At 61.6% G+C, this 16,281-nt stretch carries 16 protein-coding genes; 8 read left to right on the top strand and 8 right to left on the bottom strand.

Translation table 11 applies throughout. From position 1 onward, the window contains the following. The first annotated feature begins 22 nt into the window (after window positions 1-22). Window positions 23-610, top strand: a complete 588-nt coding sequence (locus J4D25_RS02360; RefSeq protein ID WP_057715053.1) for a LysE family translocator — start codon at window positions 23-25, stop codon at window positions 608-610. Window positions 611-787: 177 nt separating this feature from the next. On the opposite strand, the gene J4D25_RS02355 is transcribed toward J4D25_RS02360, so the two are convergent. From J4D25_RS02355 to J4D25_RS02335, 5 genes are all read right to left on the bottom strand, one after another. Beyond that, entirely contained in the window at window positions 788-1,621 is an 834-nt protein-coding gene (locus J4D25_RS02355; protein ID WP_057715052.1) for an AraC family transcriptional regulator, read from the bottom strand. A gap of 33 nt (window positions 1,622-1,654) precedes the next feature. Beyond that, window positions 1,655-2,158 carry a VOC family protein gene (locus tag J4D25_RS02350; RefSeq protein WP_057715051.1) on the bottom strand — a complete coding sequence of 168 codons (504 nt, stop codon included), beginning with the start codon at window positions 2,156-2,158 and terminating at the stop codon, window positions 1,655-1,657. A gap of 103 nt (window positions 2,159-2,261) precedes the next feature. Continuing rightward, window positions 2,262-4,751: a TonB-dependent siderophore receptor gene (locus J4D25_RS02345; RefSeq protein WP_057715050.1), complete on the bottom strand. Its 2,490-nt coding sequence runs from the start codon at window positions 4,749-4,751 to the stop codon at window positions 2,262-2,264. 99 nt (window positions 4,752-4,850) lie between these two features. Further along, window positions 4,851-5,834, bottom strand: a complete 984-nt coding sequence (locus J4D25_RS02340) for a FecR domain-containing protein (protein WP_057715049.1) — start codon at window positions 5,832-5,834, stop codon at window positions 4,851-4,853. Then, window positions 5,831-6,355, bottom strand: coding sequence for a sigma-70 family RNA polymerase sigma factor (locus J4D25_RS02335; protein ID WP_057715048.1), 525 nt, complete (start codon window positions 6,353-6,355; stop codon window positions 5,831-5,833). The genes J4D25_RS02340 and J4D25_RS02335 overlap by 4 nt, the downstream gene beginning before the upstream one ends. A gap of 291 nt (window positions 6,356-6,646) precedes the next feature. Here J4D25_RS02335 and J4D25_RS02330 point away from each other — a divergent pair, with 291 nt between their 5' ends. The 6 genes from J4D25_RS02330 to J4D25_RS02305 all read left to right on the top strand — a co-directional run bounded on the left by J4D25_RS02330 (window position 6,647) and on the right by J4D25_RS02305 (window position 12,168). Beyond that, window positions 6,647-6,895, top strand: coding sequence for a hypothetical protein (locus J4D25_RS02330; RefSeq protein WP_057715047.1), 249 nt, complete (start codon window positions 6,647-6,649; stop codon window positions 6,893-6,895). Then, window positions 6,895-8,049 (top strand): NnrS family protein, encoded by a 1,155-nt coding sequence (locus J4D25_RS02325; protein WP_057715046.1) that lies wholly within the window; start codon window positions 6,895-6,897, stop codon window positions 8,047-8,049. Before J4D25_RS02330 ends, J4D25_RS02325 begins: the two co-directional genes overlap by 1 nt. Before the next feature lie 230 nt (window positions 8,050-8,279). After that, window positions 8,280-8,735, top strand: a complete 456-nt coding sequence (locus tag J4D25_RS02320) for a (2Fe-2S)-binding protein (protein ID WP_057715045.1) — start codon at window positions 8,280-8,282, stop codon at window positions 8,733-8,735. Window positions 8,736-8,760: 25 nt separating this feature from the next. After that, window positions 8,761-10,929, top strand: coding sequence for a xanthine dehydrogenase family protein molybdopterin-binding subunit (locus tag J4D25_RS02315; RefSeq protein WP_057715044.1), 2,169 nt, complete (start codon window positions 8,761-8,763; stop codon window positions 10,927-10,929). Between the two features lies 1 nt (window position 10,930). Further along, complete coding sequence (locus tag J4D25_RS02310; protein ID WP_057715043.1) at window positions 10,931-11,512, top strand: hypothetical protein; 582 nt, start codon at window positions 10,931-10,933, stop codon at window positions 11,510-11,512. A gap of 74 nt (window positions 11,513-11,586) precedes the next feature. Beyond that, complete coding sequence (locus J4D25_RS02305) at window positions 11,587-12,168, top strand: GGDEF domain-containing protein (RefSeq protein ID WP_057715042.1); 582 nt, start codon at window positions 11,587-11,589, stop codon at window positions 12,166-12,168. 103 nt (window positions 12,169-12,271) lie between these two features. On the opposite strand, the gene J4D25_RS02300 is transcribed toward J4D25_RS02305, so the two are convergent. Continuing rightward, window positions 12,272-12,697, bottom strand: coding sequence for a VOC family protein (locus J4D25_RS02300; protein ID WP_057715041.1), 426 nt, complete (start codon window positions 12,695-12,697; stop codon window positions 12,272-12,274). 112 nt (window positions 12,698-12,809) lie between these two features. Between J4D25_RS02300 and J4D25_RS02295 the strand changes: the two genes are divergently transcribed. Continuing rightward, window positions 12,810-13,676, top strand: coding sequence for a LysR family transcriptional regulator (locus J4D25_RS02295; protein WP_057715040.1), 867 nt, complete (start codon window positions 12,810-12,812; stop codon window positions 13,674-13,676). A gap of 180 nt (window positions 13,677-13,856) precedes the next feature. Here J4D25_RS02295 and fabI read toward each other — a convergent pair whose 3' ends face one another. After that, window positions 13,857-14,651: an enoyl-ACP reductase FabI gene (gene fabI, locus J4D25_RS02290; protein WP_057715039.1), complete on the bottom strand. Its 795-nt coding sequence runs from the start codon at window positions 14,649-14,651 to the stop codon at window positions 13,857-13,859. A gap of 19 nt (window positions 14,652-14,670) precedes the next feature. Further along, window positions 14,671-16,281: an ABC transporter ATP-binding protein gene (locus tag J4D25_RS02285; RefSeq protein WP_057715038.1), complete on the bottom strand. Its 1,611-nt coding sequence runs from the start codon at window positions 16,279-16,281 to the stop codon at window positions 14,671-14,673.

Raw genomic sequence — 16,281 nt, 5'->3', positions numbered from 1 at the left:
ACTCGATGGAAGAAGGTGTGCAATGAGTCTGATGATGTCCATGGCAGCGTTTGCGCTGGTCGCGTCCATCACGCCGGGGCCGGTCAACATTGTGGCGTTGAGTTCCGGCGCGCGGTTTGGCTTCCGGGCCAGCCAGCGTCACGTGGCCGGGGCCACCCTGGGGTTTGTTTTGCTGTTGGTGCTGATGGGGTTGGGGCTGCATGAGTTGTTGCAACGATGGCCGGCACTGACGCAGGGGGTGCAATGGGCAGGCGTGGCGTTTCTGTTGTACATGGCCTTCAAGCTGGCGGCCGACAATGGGCAGGTGCAAACCAGCGAATCGGCGCAGGCGCCGTCGATGCTGTATGGCGCCATCATGCAATGGCTCAACCCGAAAGCCTGGCTGGCCTGCGTGGCCGGCATGGGCGCGTTTGTCGCCGATGGCGAGGCACGCCTGGTTTGGCAATTCGCCGCGATCTACCTGGTGATCTGCTATGCGTCGGTCGGTTGCTGGGCTTATGCCGGGACGTTTCTGCGCGGCTTTTTGCACAACCCGGCCGGCATGCGCCTGTTCAATCGCACCATGGCGTTGCTGCTGGTGGTGAGCGCGGTGTACCTGTTGCTGCCGTAACGGCAGTCACTGCAGGTTTTGTGGCGAGGGGGCTTGCCCCCGTTCGGCGGCGCAGCCGTCGTAAATCCTGCATGCAATGTATGTCTGAAAGAACGTCGGGGGCCGCTTCGCAGCCCAACGGGGGCAAGCCCCCTCGCCACAGGGGAGAGTCAGGCTCAAGAGCCTCTTTGTGTTGCCTCAGCCCCGATACTGCCCCGGTGTCGCTGCCAGGTGCTGTTTGAATGCCCGTTGAAAATGCGCCTGATCGGCGAACCCCGCTTCCAGTGCCACGTCCGCAATCAGCTTGCCGCTGCGCAATTGATCCTGGGCGAACTGGATGCGCCGGTTCACCAGGAACGCGTGGGGCGTCATGCCGTAATGCTGTTTGAAGGCGCGGATCAGGTAGGACGGTGACAGTTGCGCCGCCTCGCATATGTCTTCGAGCTTGAGGGTTTGCGTGCAGTGGTCGCGGATGTAATCGGCAGCACGCTCCAGCTTGAAATTGGGTTCGCGCAGCGGCTGATCGACCGGGTTGAACCGGAGCTGAACCTCGGTAAAGAACTCCACGGCCACGCTGTGTTTGCGCAGCACGTCTTGCTGTGGATCGACCAGTACCTCATACAAGCCAGCGAGGCCGGCAAACAGGTTGGCGTCCCGGGTATGGGTCACTGAAAAGCGGCGAAACGCCGCGTCATCGCAGAACCCGAGCTGATGCTGCAAATCGGTCAGCCACGGCGTATCGACGTACAGCATCAGGTACGACCAGGGTTGGTCTTCGATCGGGTTGCAGGCGTGGACGTCACCGGGGTTCATCAGCACGACAGTGCCGACGCTGACCTCGAACGCCGACTGCTCATGGAGATAGGTGCTGCGCCCGGCGGTGATCGCTCCGATGGAAAAGTGCTCGTGGGCATGCCGTGTGTAGCAGACTTCGCGCCCGTCGGCGATGGAGCGGGCTTCGATGAAAGGCAGGGCATCATCGCGCCAGAAGCGCGGGGCCTTGTCGGCGTTCTTGGCAACGGCGTGCTTCATGCTCGCTCCTCGGCAGGTCAGTGCCCGAGTGTATTAGCTCTCGCCGTCAAAGGCTCGTTGCAGTTCGGCGATATCGAGTTTTTTCATCTGCATCATCGCCTGCATGGCTCGTTGGGATTTTTTCGTGTCCGGGTCTTTGATCATGTCCATCATCGCAACGGGGACGATCTGCCATGACAGCCCGAACTTGTCCTTGAGCCAGCCGCATTGCTGGGCCTCGGGCGCGCCGCCGGCCGACAGGCGGCCCCAGTAATGGTCGACTTCTTCCTGGGTCTGGCAATTGACCTGAAACGAAACCGCTTCACTGAACGTGAACATCGGCCCGCCGTTGAGACCGGTGAAGCTCTGCCCGTCGAGTTCGAAGCTGACGGTCATGACCGAACCTTCGGGCCGGCCGTGGAATTCGAATCCGGCGTGGCCGTAATGGGTGATGGCGGTGATTTTCGAATGGTCGAAGATCGAGCAATAGAACTTTGCCGCCTCTTCGGCCTGATTGTCGAACCACAGGCAGGGCGTCAGTTTTTGAACACGTTGCATGGCGGGCACTCCTCGGCAGGTTATGCATGCTGGATTACAGCGTAGCCAGCCTGAGTTCGTTCGGCAGTACCGTAGATCGCCAAACACCCGTTTCAGGCCACGATCAGAACGCCCATCGGGTGGTCAGTTGTACGGCGCGCGGTTCGCCATAAAACCCGGTGCCAAAGTTGCCAAGCCCGGTGTAGTAGGTTTTATCGAACAGGTTCTTCACGTTCAGTGTGGTGCTCAGGTGCTCGTTGAAGCGATAGCGCGCCATCGCGTCCACCAGGGCGTAACCGGGCTGGGTGATCGTCGTGTACTGACCGAAGTTCACCGTATCGGCGGGGTCGGGACGGAACACATTGCCAAAGAATTCGCTTTGCCAGTTCACGCCTGCACCGACGGTGAGCCTGTCCCAGGGTCCAGGCAGGCGGTAGGTGCTGAATACTCGCACCACCTGTTCCGGTGCAGTGGTTTGCAGCACCGAACCGTAGACGTAATCACCCTTGGCATCGCGGGTGTGGTTATAGGTGTAGCCGGCCGACAGGTTCCAGCCGTCCCGCAACTCGCCGGCCAGTTCGATCTCGAAGCCTTTGGTGGTGGCACCCTGGACGGCGCGGTACACCGACTCGGTATCAACGCCGCTGACATACTCGGCGATGTTGTCCTGTTCGATGCGGTACAGGGCGAACCTGGCGTTCAGGCGCCCGTCGAAGTATTCAGCCTTGATGCCCGCTTCAAGACTTTTGCCTTGTACCGGATCGAGCAGTCGCCGGTTGGCGTCCTTGCTCATTTGCGGCTGATAGATGCTGGTGTAGCTGGTGTACACCGACCAGGTGTCGTCGAAATCATAGACAAGCCCGGCATAAGGCGTGACGACACCGCTCTGGCGATAGCTGTCGCGCAGGTCGGCGGTGTGCGGGTCGCTGTAATCCAGGTCGTCGTGCCCCGAGAAGTCGCTGACACGCGTGCCGAGGATCAGCGCCAGGTCATCGACGGGCTTGAGCCGGGTAGCCAGGTAGGCACCGGTCTGGCGCTGGACAATGTCGTTGGTGCCCACCCGTGGGATCCCGGGTTTCGCAAACTCGCCGCGCCAGTCGAAGATGCTGCCGTCCACTGGCGGGTACACCGAACCGTACACCGGGATGTCCTGGCGCGTGTTCATTGACATGAAACCGACGATCAGTTCGTGATCGCCACCCCATAGGGTGAATGGACCGGTCAGGTTGACGTCGATGTTGTCCTGAACCTGATCGCCCTCGAACTTGCCCATGTACATGAACATGCCGTTACCGCTGACCGGGTCCGGGTTGCCGCCACTGGCGGAGGCGAGGAAGGTATCGTGCTGGCGGTGTTTGCGGTCGTAACTGACCTTGAGTGCCCAATCGTTGACCAGTTGCTGCTGCACGGAGGCGAACACCGTCTGGTTGGTGAAGTCGCGACGGCTCCAGTCGGTGGCCGGGTTGAAGGACCGGGAGAAATCGGTGCGCGAGCCGTCGCTGTAGTACATCGGGAAACCGGTCCAGCTGGCGCCCCGGGAACGGGTGTCTTGCTGGTCGATACCGACGGTGACAAGGGTGTCCGGGGTCAAGTCGGCTTCGACAATGCCGTAGGCGATGTCCTTGGTGCTGCGGTAGTGATCGGTGTAGGCGCTGCGGTCCTGGTGGACCCCGACCAGACGCCCGCGGACATTTGCGCTGGCGCTCAGCGGGCCGGAAACATCGCCTTCGCTGCGATAGTTGTCCCATGAGCCGACGGTGCCGGTGACCGAGGCTTTGAATGCCGGGGTCGGGCGCTTGCGAATCAGATTGACGGTTGCCGAGGGATCCCCCGCCCCGGTCATCAGGCCGGTCGCGCCTTTGATGATCTCAACGCGGTCATAGGGTGCCATGTCGGTGCTCGAGGTGCCGTAGTCGTAGACACCGTCGTAGTCGGTATTGACGCCGTCGTACTGGAAATTGGTGATCGGCAAGCCACGACTGGAAAATTCCCAGCGTTCGCTGTCGTAGTTTTGCACGCTGATGCCAGGAGTGCGGCGCAGGACATCGACGATGCTGGTGGCCCCCTGGTCGTCCATGAGTTGGCGGGTGATGACCGTGACCGATTGCGGCGTTTCGCGCAGGGACAGCGGCAGACCAGTGGCTGAAGACGTCGAGCCGACGGTGTAGGCGCGGGAGTCTTCGCTGATCGTCCCGGGTGCCTGCCCGGAAATGTTCGTCGCACCCAGTTCCAGTGCCTCTTGTGTCACGGCTGTGGCTTGCAGCACGTAGCTGCCGGTGCCCTGGCGTTGCGCTTGCAGGCCACTGCCTTGCAGCAGTCGTTGCAACGCTTGCTGCTGGCTGTAGACACCGTCAAGACCAGGGCTGCGTTTGCCGGCCGCGAGGTCATTGTGTCCGGCGAGAAAAATCCCGGCCTGTTCGGCAAAGCGGTTGAGGACGCTCACCAGCGATCCGGCAGCGATGGTGTAATGGCGTGCCTGGCTGCCGGGTTGTTCGCTGTTGACGAGGGGGGCGGCTTGAGTTCGCGACACGTCCAGGCCCGGCAAGACAACCGCCAGAGCCAGCATCAGCGGATGCAAGGCGAAGCGGGTGCGGGTAACGGTGGCGCGCGGCATGGGGTTCCCGGGAGTCGGATCAATCGGCAATCGAGGTGCTTGAAGGGTTAACCGGACGAAAAAGGCAAAAGGGAACCGGCGCGACAGAAAAAATCTTCATCAGGCTTTTGGGCCGACGTTGACCCACCAGTCCAGCGGCTTCTGCACCCGTACCGGCAATGCCGCTTCCAGCAGGCGCAAAGCCTGATCGGTGTCCTTGAGCGGGAACGAACCCATGACCGGCAGCCCGGCCACCGCCGGGTCGCAGCCCAGATGCCCGTGACGGTATTGGCTCAGCTCCTGGAGCAATTGGCCCAACGGCAGGTTGTCTGCCAGCAACAGGCCACGGCGCCAGGCTTCACGAGTCGCCGTGGCGGCGGTCGGTGTCGGAATGTGGTTTTCGCTGAATGCCACTTGGCGTCCCGTTTCCACCACCTGAACCTGGCCTTGGGCAGTCCGGACTTCGACGGCGCCTTCGTAGACGTTGAGCACTGTCCGCCGATCCTCCTGGCGCACACTGAAGTGCGTGCCCAGCGCGCGCATCCGGCCCTGGGCGGTGTGCACCAGCAGCGGGCGGTGGCTGTCTTTGGCGGTGTCGATCAACACCTCCCCAAGCCGCAACAGCAGCAGTCGTTGTGTGCTGTCGAACCGAACATTCAGCGCGCTCAACGCATTGAGCCAGATCTGGCTGCCATCGCTGAGCCGGGTTTCGCGGGTTTCGCCGGTGCCGGTGGAGAGGTCGGCGCGCCAGCGAACCAGGGTAGGCGCCTGGGCGGTTTCCTCCCAGGCACTCCACCCCAGCAAACCTCCCGACACCAGAACCAGCAGACCCTTCACGGTGTGGCGGCGACTGATGGCGGCACGTTCGGTGTTGCGCAGTACATGGCTGACCGCTTGCGGATGATCGTTCTGCAAGGCGGCAAAGCGCTGGCCAACCCGCTCGACATAATGCCAGGCAGCCTGATGCTCGCTACTTTGCGTCAGCCAGGCTTGCCAGTGCTGGCGGTCTTGTTCCCCGGCCTGTTGGTCGTTGAGTTGGACATACCATTGCGCAGCTTGTTCGAGACTGGCATGGCTGATGGCGTTCGATGCGGTCTGTGTCATTGAATCAGCAGGCCATCGAGTTCTGCTTCGAGCATGGCGCAATGCATCAATGCCTGGGCCAGGTACTTCTTCACCATGCGCTCACACACGCCGATTTCTTCGGCGATGGCGCGGTAGGGCAACCCCTGCAACTGGGCCAACAAGAACGCATCACGTACCCGTTGGGGCAAGCGTTGCAACATGGCGTCCACTTCATACAGGGTTTCGACGATGATCGCCCGCTGCTCTGGCGAAGGGTGAACGGCTTGGGGCTGCGCCGCGAGGGTGTCCAGCCAGGCCTGTTCAAGTTGCCGACGACGCCAGTGATCGATACACAAGCCTCGGGCGATGGTCGCCAGATACGAACGTTCGTGGGTTTCGCCGTCGAACACCTGAGGGCGCTTGAGCACACGGATGAAGGTGTCATGGGCCAGGTCGGCAGCATCAAACGCGTTGTTCAGACGCCGGCGCAGCAGCGCGTGCAACCAGCGGTGATGCGTGGCGTAGAGGGTCTGGACGCAGGAGGAATCGGCAACCGTCATCGTGAGCGCATGTCCATGGGCGGTTCGCGTCCTTGTGTAAATAAGAATTGATCGCGATTAAAGCAAATGGCCCATGTCTGTGCAAATGATATTGGTTTGCTTTTAGGTTGATTGAATCGTGTCTGGAGGACGTTGTTGTCGTAATGACTCTTGATGTTGTCATAAGGACAATGTCGGGGTTGAGTCAAATTGACTTCGTTGATCTGGAGGTGCCGGTTTACAAGGGCTCATGAGCTGGCACGGAACATGAAGCATCAAACGTACAACTGAGCGGCTACAGGCGTACGGAAAATGTCCCATTTCTTCAGCAACCCTCAAAACGTTCTGCATCTCTCCAGTCGTGTACTCGGCGTTGGCCTGGTCATGTTTTTCGCCGGAGTCTACGGCGCCTATCTCTACGCAGGCCACCTGTCGATTGGCGCCCTGGTGTCGATGCACGCCATGACCATCCTCGGCCCGACCCTGCTGAAAATCGGCTATGTCATGCGGCTGCTGTCGCAGTACGGGCTGAGCCAAACTCCGGCCAGGGTGGTGGCGTGATGCGTGGAATCGCTGCTGCACCTGTTTTCTCCCTCGGCTTTCGCCCGTTTTTTCTGGCGGGTGCCGGGTTCGCGGCCATCGCGGTGGCGGTCTGGGCGTTGTGGTTGTACGGTCGACTCCCCGGCGCACAACCAATGGGTGGCATGCTCGCCTGGCATCGCCATGAAATGCCATTCGGTTTTACCGCGGCCATCATTGCCGGGTTTCTGTTGACGGCGGTACCCAACTGGACCGGCCGGCCAGGGCTCAATGGGTGGCCGCTGATCGGGCTGGTGCTGGTATGGCTGATCGCTCGGCTGGCCTGGTTGATGCCGATGCCCGCCATCCTGTTGCTGGCCTTGCAAGTGCCCTTTCTGCCGCTGCTGGCGTGTGTGCTGGGACGGGATTTGATCGCCGCCGGCAAGCGGGAAAACTATCCGGTTTTACTGATGGTCACGTTGTTGGCAGGCTGTCAGGCGCTGACGTTGCTGGGTATTTTCAATGAAGACGTGAATCTGCAGCGGCATGGCGTGCTGGCCGCTTTGTGGCTGGTGGGCGCGCTGATGAGCGTGATCGGCGGGCGGGTGATTCCGTTCTTCATCCAGCGCGGCTTGAACCGTCCCGCAACGCCCGCGGCTCATCCGTTGCCGGGCAAGGTGTTGCTGATCAGCGCGATGCTGGCGGCGGTGTCTTTTGCCGCCGGTTTGAATGACGTCCCACGTGTGTGGCTGGCGCTGTTGTTTGCGTTGATCAGCGGTCTGCATCTGCTGCGATTGTGGCGCTGGCATGATCGCGGTCTGTGGCGCGTGCCGCTGCTGTGGTCGCTGTACCTGGCTTACACCTGGCTCGCGGTGGCGGCGCTGGCCATGGCGCTGTGGCACCTGGGCTGGATGCCGCAGCAAAGCCTGGCCACCCATTCGCTGGCCGTCGGCGGCATCGGCGGGTTGGTTCTGGCGATGATCGCGCGGGTCAGCCTGGGGCACACCGGGCGGCCGTTGCTGCCCTCGAAAGTAATCGTTGTGGGATTTGCCCTGGTGCTGGTGGCGGGTGTGTCACGGGTGTTGCTGGTGCCGTTTTCCGGGTGGGGATTGGGAATGTCGGCGCTGCTTTGGTGTATGGCATTCGGGCTGTTTCTGTCGCGTTACACCGGTATTTTGTTCAAGCCCAGGGTGTAGGAGCGAAGCTTGCTCGCGACGGACGTCAACGATAACGCGCCCTGTCTGAATGACCGCGTTGTACTGACGTTTTTCGCGAGCAAGCTCGCTCCTACAGGTGACCGGTGGTCGATGCGCCTCGGCCTGCCGGCAAAATTGCGCTTAGCTGAAGGGTAACCCGAGGCGCGCGCAGGTTTTACAAGGCCGCAGCGACGCCCCTTCAGATCACCCTGAGTCTGAGGAACCGCGCCATGCTGACCCTGAACATCAATGGCCAGGATCAGGAGCTGGATGTCCCCGCCGACATGCCGCTGCTCTGGGTCTTGCGCGATGTCGCCCACCTCACCGGCACCAAATTCGGCTGCGGCATCGCCCAATGCGGGGCCTGCACCGTGCACGTCGATGGCGCACCGCTGCGTTCGTGCATCACACCGGCCACGGCCGTGGCCCATGGGCAAAAAATTCTCACCATCGAAGGCCTTTCCGCGGATGGTTCGCACCCGGTCCAACAGGCCTGGGCGGAACTTGACGTGGTCCAGTGTGGCTACTGTCAGTCCGGGCAGATCATGTCGGCGGCCGCATTGCTGGCGAAAATTCCGAAACCGACCGACAGCGACATCGATCAGGCGCTGTCCGGGAACATCTGCCGTTGCGGCACTTACCCGAGGATCCGCGCGGCGGTCAAGCGCGCCGCCGAGCTGGGTTGAGGCCGGGTTGAAGGGAGCTTGCGCCATGAACAGCATCAACGCGTTATCGCGTCGTGGTTTTCTCAAGGGCAGTGCCATGCTGGGCGGCGGGCTGGTGGTCGCGTTTGCCATGCCCGGTGCCCACCGTTTCGCCATGGGCGCGGAAAACCAGGGCAACGTGTTTGCGCCCAATGCCTTCCTGCGTATTGGCAACGACAACAGTGTCACCGTATTGCTGGGGCACTCGGAAATGGGCCAGGGCATCTGGACCGGCCTGACCATGCTGATCGCCGAAGAACTGGACGCCGACTGGACGAAAATCCGCGTCGAGCATGCACCGGCTTCGGCCGCCGATTACGGCCTGCCTGGTTTTGGCGGGATGCAAATCACCGGCGGCTCGACCTCGACCTGGATGGAGTTCGACCGCTATCGCCAGGCCGGCGCGGCGGCGCGTTTGATGTTGATCGACGCAGCGGCCAAGCGTTTCAACGTCGCGCCGTCCGAGATTCATACCGAATCGGGGGTGGTCATGGCCGGTGAGCACCGTGCCACCTACGGCGAACTGGCCGATGAGGCTGGGCAATTGCCACGGCCAGACCCGGCCTCGATCAAACTCAAGGACGCAAAGGACTGGAAGCTGATCGGCAAACCCACCCAACGTCTGGACACTCCGGAAAAAATCACCGGCCGGGCGAAGTTCGGCATGGACGTGCAGTTTGACGGGCTGATGACTGCGATGGTCGCCCGTTCGCCCACCTTCGGCGGTAGCGTCAAATCCTTTGAAGGCGCCGAAGCGCTGGCGATTCCGGGTGTGCACAAAGTGGTGCAAGTGCCGACCGGCATCGCGGTGATTGCCGATCATTTTTGGGCGGCGAAGCTGGGGCGCGATGCGCTGAAAATCGAGTGGAATCCGGGGCCGAACGCTGGGCTCGACAGCCAGGCGTTGCTGGAGAACTTCCGCAAACTCGCCACCACCCAGGGCCTGAACGCAGGCCAGGCGGGGGATACCCAGGCTGCGCTGGCGAAAGCGGCCAAGAAGATCGACGTTGAATACAGTGTGCCTTATCTGGCCCACGCGCCGATGGAGCCACTGAACTGCACGGTGAGCATCACCAAGGACAAATGCGAAATCTGGACCGGCACCCAGTTCCAGACCCTGGACCAAATGGTCGCCGGGAAAATCACCGGGCTCAAACCCGAACAGGTGGTGATCCATACCGAGTTTCTCGGTGGCGGCTTTGGGCGTCGGGCCAATCCGACGTCGGATTTCGTCAGCGAAGCGGTGTATGTCGCCAAGGCTGCCGGTGCACCGGTGAAAACCGTGTGGGCGCGGGAGGACGACATCCGCGGCGGCTATTACCGCTCGGCGTTCCTGCACCATGCGCGTATCGGGCTCGGCGCTGACGGCCTGCCACTGGCCTGGAAGCATGTGATGGTCGGGCAGTCGATCATGGCCGGGACCTCGCTTGAAGCGAGCATGGTCAAGGACGGGATCGACAAGACCTCCGTCGAAGGCGTGGCGGACAGCCCCTACCTCGAAGGGTTGGCCAATCACCAGATTGAACTGCATTCACCGCAGACCGGCATCAGCGTGTTGTGGCTGCGTTCGGTGGGGCACACCCACACCGCGTTTGTCATGGAGTCGCTGATCGATGAACTGGCCACGGCGGCCGGCAAGGATCCGGTGGAATATCGGCGCACCTTGCTCAAGGACCATCCGCGCCATCTCGGTGTGCTGAACCTCGCGGTGCAGAAGGCCAACTGGAAGGCGCCACTGCCGGACGGCCATGCCCTGGGTGTGGCGGTGCATGAGTCGTTCGGCAGCTACGTGGCCCAGGTGGCCGAGGTGTCCCAGGACAACCTCGCCATCCGCGTGCACCGGGTGGTGTGCGCGGTGGATTGCGGCATTGCGGTCAACCCGCAGAGCATCGCCGCGCAGATGGAGTCGTGTATTACCTTTGGCCTCAGCTTCGCCTTGCACAGCAAGCTGACACTCAAGGACGGGCAGGTGGTGCAATCCAACTATCACGACTATCGGGTGCTGCGACTCAACGAAATGCCGCTGGTCGAAGTGCATATCGTGCCCAGCAGCGACAAACCCGGTGGTATCGGCGAAGCCGGTGTGCCACCCATGGCGCCAGCGGTGGCCAACGCGGTGTTTGCCCTGACCGGGCAGCGCCTGCGGGAGCTGCCCTTGCAGCTGGCGGGGGTGTGAGATGAAACGACATCACTGGTTGCTTGGGGCGGTGATCCTGGTCTGTCTCATCGCCTACGCATCGCACGTGTTCGCCGATGACCGCGAGGCCTTGCAGGCGTTCGACACCGTGCAGAAGGTCTTCCAGAGCCCCCGTTGCCAGAACTGCCATATTCCTGGGGATTCGCCGCTGCAATTCGATGCCGGCGTGCCCCACGCCATGAATGTCGTGCGTGGCATGGACGGCAAGGGTTCGGCCGGGTTGCCCTGTGCAACCTGCCATGCACAAAGCAATCCGCCGGCCAGTTATGGCCCCCACGCACCACCCGGGGCGCCGCACTGGAGTTTGCCACCGGCCGCGCACCGCATGGCCTGGATCGGCCTGCCAGCCGACCGGCTGTGCGCGATGATCAAGGATCGCTCCAGCAACGGCGATCGGGATTTTGCCGCGCTGATCAAGCACGTCAGCGACGACAAGCTGGTGCTGTGGGGCTGGAACCCCGGCGGCAATCGCGCGCCTGTGCCGGTGCCCCACGATACTTTCGTCGCCCAGTTCAAGCGCTGGGCCGATGCGGGAGGACCGTGCCCGGTGGCAGGTAGCTGACCAGCGGCACGCTTACAGGGAGTCAATGTGGGTACGGGCGACTCTAACGTACATACCCGCCAAGGGAGTGAACGATGTTGATCTCAGGCAAAACAGGTAAACCGGGCCAATCAGCCAACCCGTTGCTCACGCCACAGCAAGAACGTGAACGGTTGCGCGAACTGGCTCGCCAGGCCGAACAAGAACTGGCAGGGGTGCAGATGGCGAGCATGGACGAGCTGACGCTGCTGTCCAATCGCCATGGTTTCACCGCATTGGCCCAACTCGGGCTGGACGCCTGCCGACAACTGGAGACGCCGGCGACACTGCTGTACTTCAGCCTCGATGAATTCAAGCTCATCTGCTATCTGTATGGCCGGGCCAAAGGTGACGATGCGCTCAAGACGTTCGCCGATGTCCTGCGTATCGGCTTTCGTGAAAACGATGTGGTCGGCCGACTCGACGGCGACCGGTTCGTGGCGCTGCTGACCGGGTCCAGTGCCGTTGAGATTGAGGCGATCAAGGTGCGACTCAATGAGATACTCGATGAGCGCAACGCCACGGCGCATCGCAGTTATGACATTCGGTTCAGCGTTACCCAGGTCGAATACAACCCCGCTGTTCATGACTCAATCGAGGAACTGCTGGAGGAGGCCGAGCGTGTGATGAGCCGTTAGGGCGGTGTTGTATTAGCGGGCCTCTTCGCGAGCAGGATTTATGGACGCCACAAATCCACTGTGGGAGCGAGCTTGCTCGCGATGGCGTCCTGACAGGCAACGCCTACTTGGCAAACAACTGCCCAATATCCTTGAACGCCTTGAACTCCAGCGCATTCCCGCAAGGATCAAACAGAAACATCGTCGCCTGTTCACCCACCAGCCCCTGAAAACGAATCCCCGGTTCGATCACGAAGCGTGTCTCCAGCGACTTCAGCCGCTCGGCCAGCGCCTCCCACTCGGCCATCCCGAGCACCACGCCAAAATGCGGCACCGGCACATCGTGACCATCCACGGCATTGGTGTGCGCGGCTTCTTGCGTGGGGTTTTTCGGTGCCAGGTGAATCACCAGTTGATGGCCGAAAAAATTGAAGTCCACCCATTGATCGCTTGAGCGGCCTTCTTCCAGGCCAAACACTGAACCATAGAAATGTCGGGCGGCCGGCAAGTCGTAGACCGGAATGGCCAGGTGAAAAGGGGACAGTTGCATCAGGCGAACCTCGGTGTGGGTGGGAATGTGTCGAGTTTAGCCCTGTGCTTTTTGATTGAAAGACGATAATTTTTGCATCGAGCTCAAATAATTTCGATCAATCGAGGCCGCCATGCTGCGCGAACTGAAAACCTTTATCGCGGTGGCGCGTTACGGCACGTTCGCGGCAGCGGGCATGCACATCGGCCTGACGCAGTCGGCGGTCAGCGCGCAGATTCGCAACCTGGAACAAGCCCTTGGCATCCGTCTGTTCGACCGCACCGGCCGCCAGGCGCTGCTCAACGCGGCGGGGCAGCGTGCGTTGCCGATGGCCAGGGAAATGCTCGAAACCTTCAGCCGCATGGCCGTCAGCGACGATGTCAGTGAGTACCGTGGTGAACTGAGAATCGGCGCAGTGGCGACCGCTCAGACCGGGCTGCTGCCCCAGGCGCTGGTGCGCTTGCGCCAACAGGCGCCCTTGCTGGAGCCCAAGCTGGTGCCCGGTGTGTCACTGAACCTGCTGAGTCAGGTCGACACGGGAGAAGTGGACCTAGCGATCCTGATCAAGCCGCCGTTTGAGTTGCCCAAGGAATTGTCTGCGCAGGTCATTCGCCGGGAACCGTTCGTGCTGATCGTACCGGCGGACCTGGACGGCGATGATCCGCTGCAACTGCTCGACGAGCACCCTCATGTGCGCTACGACCGCAATTCGTTTGGCGGGCGGCTGGTGACGCGGTTTCTGCGCGAACGGCAGATCGAGGTGCACGTGGCTCTGGAGCTGGATGAACTGGAGGCCATTGTCAAAATGGTCGAGTGTGGGTTGGGGGTTTCGTTGTTGCCGGAGGCGGGGCTGTGGCTGGAGCATGGGGCGGGGGTGCGGATCGTCCCGCTGGGCGAACTGACCTTCCATCGGGAGATCGTGCTGTTGCAGCGCTATAGCCAGCGGATGCAGCCGATTCAGCAGTTGTTTGCCAAATGCCTGACGCCGATAGCTGACTGAACATGATCCCCTGTGGGAGCGAGCTTGCTCGCGATATCGGACTGACATTCACCATTGATGTCGACTGACAGGCCGTAATCGCGAGCAAGCTCGCTCCCACGGGGGGGGGCTGTGTTTGTCCGGGAAATCGCAGGCATAAAAAACCCGCCAAAAGCGGCGGGTTTTTTGGCTGAGCGAAGATTACTCTTCGATGCTGCCCATGGCCGTGGTGTTGAAGCCACCGTCCACGTACATGATTTCACCGCTGATGCCGGACGCCAGGTCCGAGCACAGGAAGGCGCCGGCGTTGCCGACTTCTTCGATGGTGACGTTGCGGCGCAGCGGGGTTTGCGCTTCGTTGGCGGCCAGCATCTTGCGGAAGTTCTTGATGCCGGAAGCGGCGAGGGTGCGGATGGGACCTGCCGATACACAGTTGACGCGAGTACCGTCCGGGCCCAGGGAGCCGGCCAGGTAGCGTACGCCAGCTTCCAGGGAAGCCTTGGCCATGCCCATGACGTTGTAGTTCGGCATGGTGCGCTCGGCGCCCAGGTACGACAGGGTCAGCAGGCTGCCGTTGCGGCCTTTCATCATTTCGCGGCCAGCCTTGGCCAGGGCCACGAAGCTGTAGGCGCTGATGTCGTGGGAGATGCGGAAACCTTCGCGGGTGGTGGCTTCGGTGAAGTCGCCGTCCAGTTGGTCGCCCGGGGCGAAGCCGACGGAGTGCACGATGCAGTCCAGGCCGTCCCACTTCTTGCTCAGCTCTTCGAAGACCTTGGCGATTTCTTCATCGCTGGCCACGTCGCACGGGAAGCACAGCTCAGGGCTCGAACCCCAGCCTTGTGCGAACTCTTCGACACGACCCTTGAGTTTGTCGTTCTGATAAGTGAAGGCAAGCTCAGCGCCCTCGCGATGCATGGCGGCAGCGATGCCGGATGCGATGGACAGCTTGCTGGCGACACCGACGATCAGTACGCGCTTACCGGCGAGAAAACCCATGTGTTGCTCCTCTTTCAGGTTATTGCGCAGTAGCCGGGGCCAAAAAAGCGGCTTCCAGCAACTGCTGTGTATACGGATGTTGGGGGGCGGCAAAAATGCTCTGCGCGTCTCCCTGTTCGACCACTTGGCCATGCTTGACCACCATCAACTGGTGGCTCAGCGCTTTCACCACAGCCAGGTCATGGCTGATAAACAGATACGTCAGGTTGTACTTGGTTTGCAGTGAACGCAAAAGCTCCACTACCTGGCGTTGTACCGTGCGGTCGAGGGCCGAAGTCGGCTCGTCCAGCAAAATCAACGCCGGTTTTAACACCAATGCCCGGGCAATGGCGATTCTCTGCCGTTGCCCGCCGGAAAATTCGTGGGGGTAGCGGTGCCGGGTTTCCGGATCCAGACCTACCTCCTTGAGTGCCGCAATGATCGCTTGTTCCTGTTCCGCCTCGGTGCCCATCTTGTGGATCCGCAGGCCTTCGCCAACGATCTGGCTCACGCACATCCGCGGGCTCAGGCTGCCGAACGGGTCCTGAAACACCACTTGCATCTCCCGTCGCAGCGGCCTGACCTGTTGCTGCGTCAGGCAGTCTAGCTGCTGGCCTTCAAAGCGGATGGCGCCCTTGCTGGCGATCAACCGCAGAATCGCCAGGCCCAGGGTCGATTTGCCGGAACCGCTTTCTCCCACTATCCCCAGGGTCTGGCCCTGGGGCAGGCTGAAATTGATGCCGTCGACCGCCTTGACGTAATCCACCGTGCGCTTGAGCAGGCCTTTCTTGATCGGAAACCAGACTTTGAGGTCCTCGACCGCCAGTAACGGCGGGCCGATCACGTTGCTTGCAGGCTTGCCGCCGGGCTCCGCTGCCAGCAGTTCCCGAGTGTACGGATGCTGCGGCGCGCGGAACAGTTCTTCGCACGATGCCTGTTCGACGATGCAACCTTGCTGCATGACACATACGCGGTGCGCAATTCTTCGCACAAGGTTCAAATCATGGCTGATCAGCAGCAGGGCCATGCCCAATCGGGCCTGCAATTCCTTGAGCAATTCGAGGATTTTCAGCTGAACGGTCACGTCCAGCGCGGTGGTCGGCTCGTCGGCGATCAGCAGTTCCGGCTCGTTGGCCAGGGCCATGGCGATCATCACCCGCTGACGCTGGCCGCCGGACAATTCGTGGGGCAGGGCCTTGAGTCGCTTGTGCGGCTCGGGGATGCCGACCATCTCCAGCAGCTCCAGGGTGCGTTTGGTCGCGACCTTGCCGGTCAGGCCCTTGTGGATGCCCAGCACTTCATTGATCTGTTTCTCGATCGAGTGCAGGGGATTGAGCGAGGTCATCGGCTCCTGGAAGATCATCGCAATCCGGTTGCCGCGAATGTGGCGGATGGTTTTTTCTTTCAGCTCCAGCAGGTTCTGCCCGGAATACAAGATGGTGCCGGACGGATGCCGGGCGAGCGGGTAGGGCAGCAGGCGCAGGATCGAGTGTGCGGTGACCGATTTGCCGGAACCGCTCTCGCCGACCAACGCCAGGGTTTCACCGCGCTTGATGTCGAAGCTGACGCCTTCGACCGCTCGCTGGCAGCGATTGCCGACGACAAAATTGACGGACAGGTCGCGCACTTCGATCAGATTGTGCTGATTCAT

Origin of the sequence: Pseudomonas sp. GW456-L13, from assembly GCF_017350115.1 — a bacterium.
In the GTDB taxonomy this organism is placed as follows: domain Bacteria; phylum Pseudomonadota; class Gammaproteobacteria; order Pseudomonadales; family Pseudomonadaceae; genus Aquipseudomonas; species Aquipseudomonas jessenii.
The sequence above is the reverse complement of the archived record's forward strand: the minus strand, read 5'-3'. Positions and strand labels throughout refer to the sequence as shown.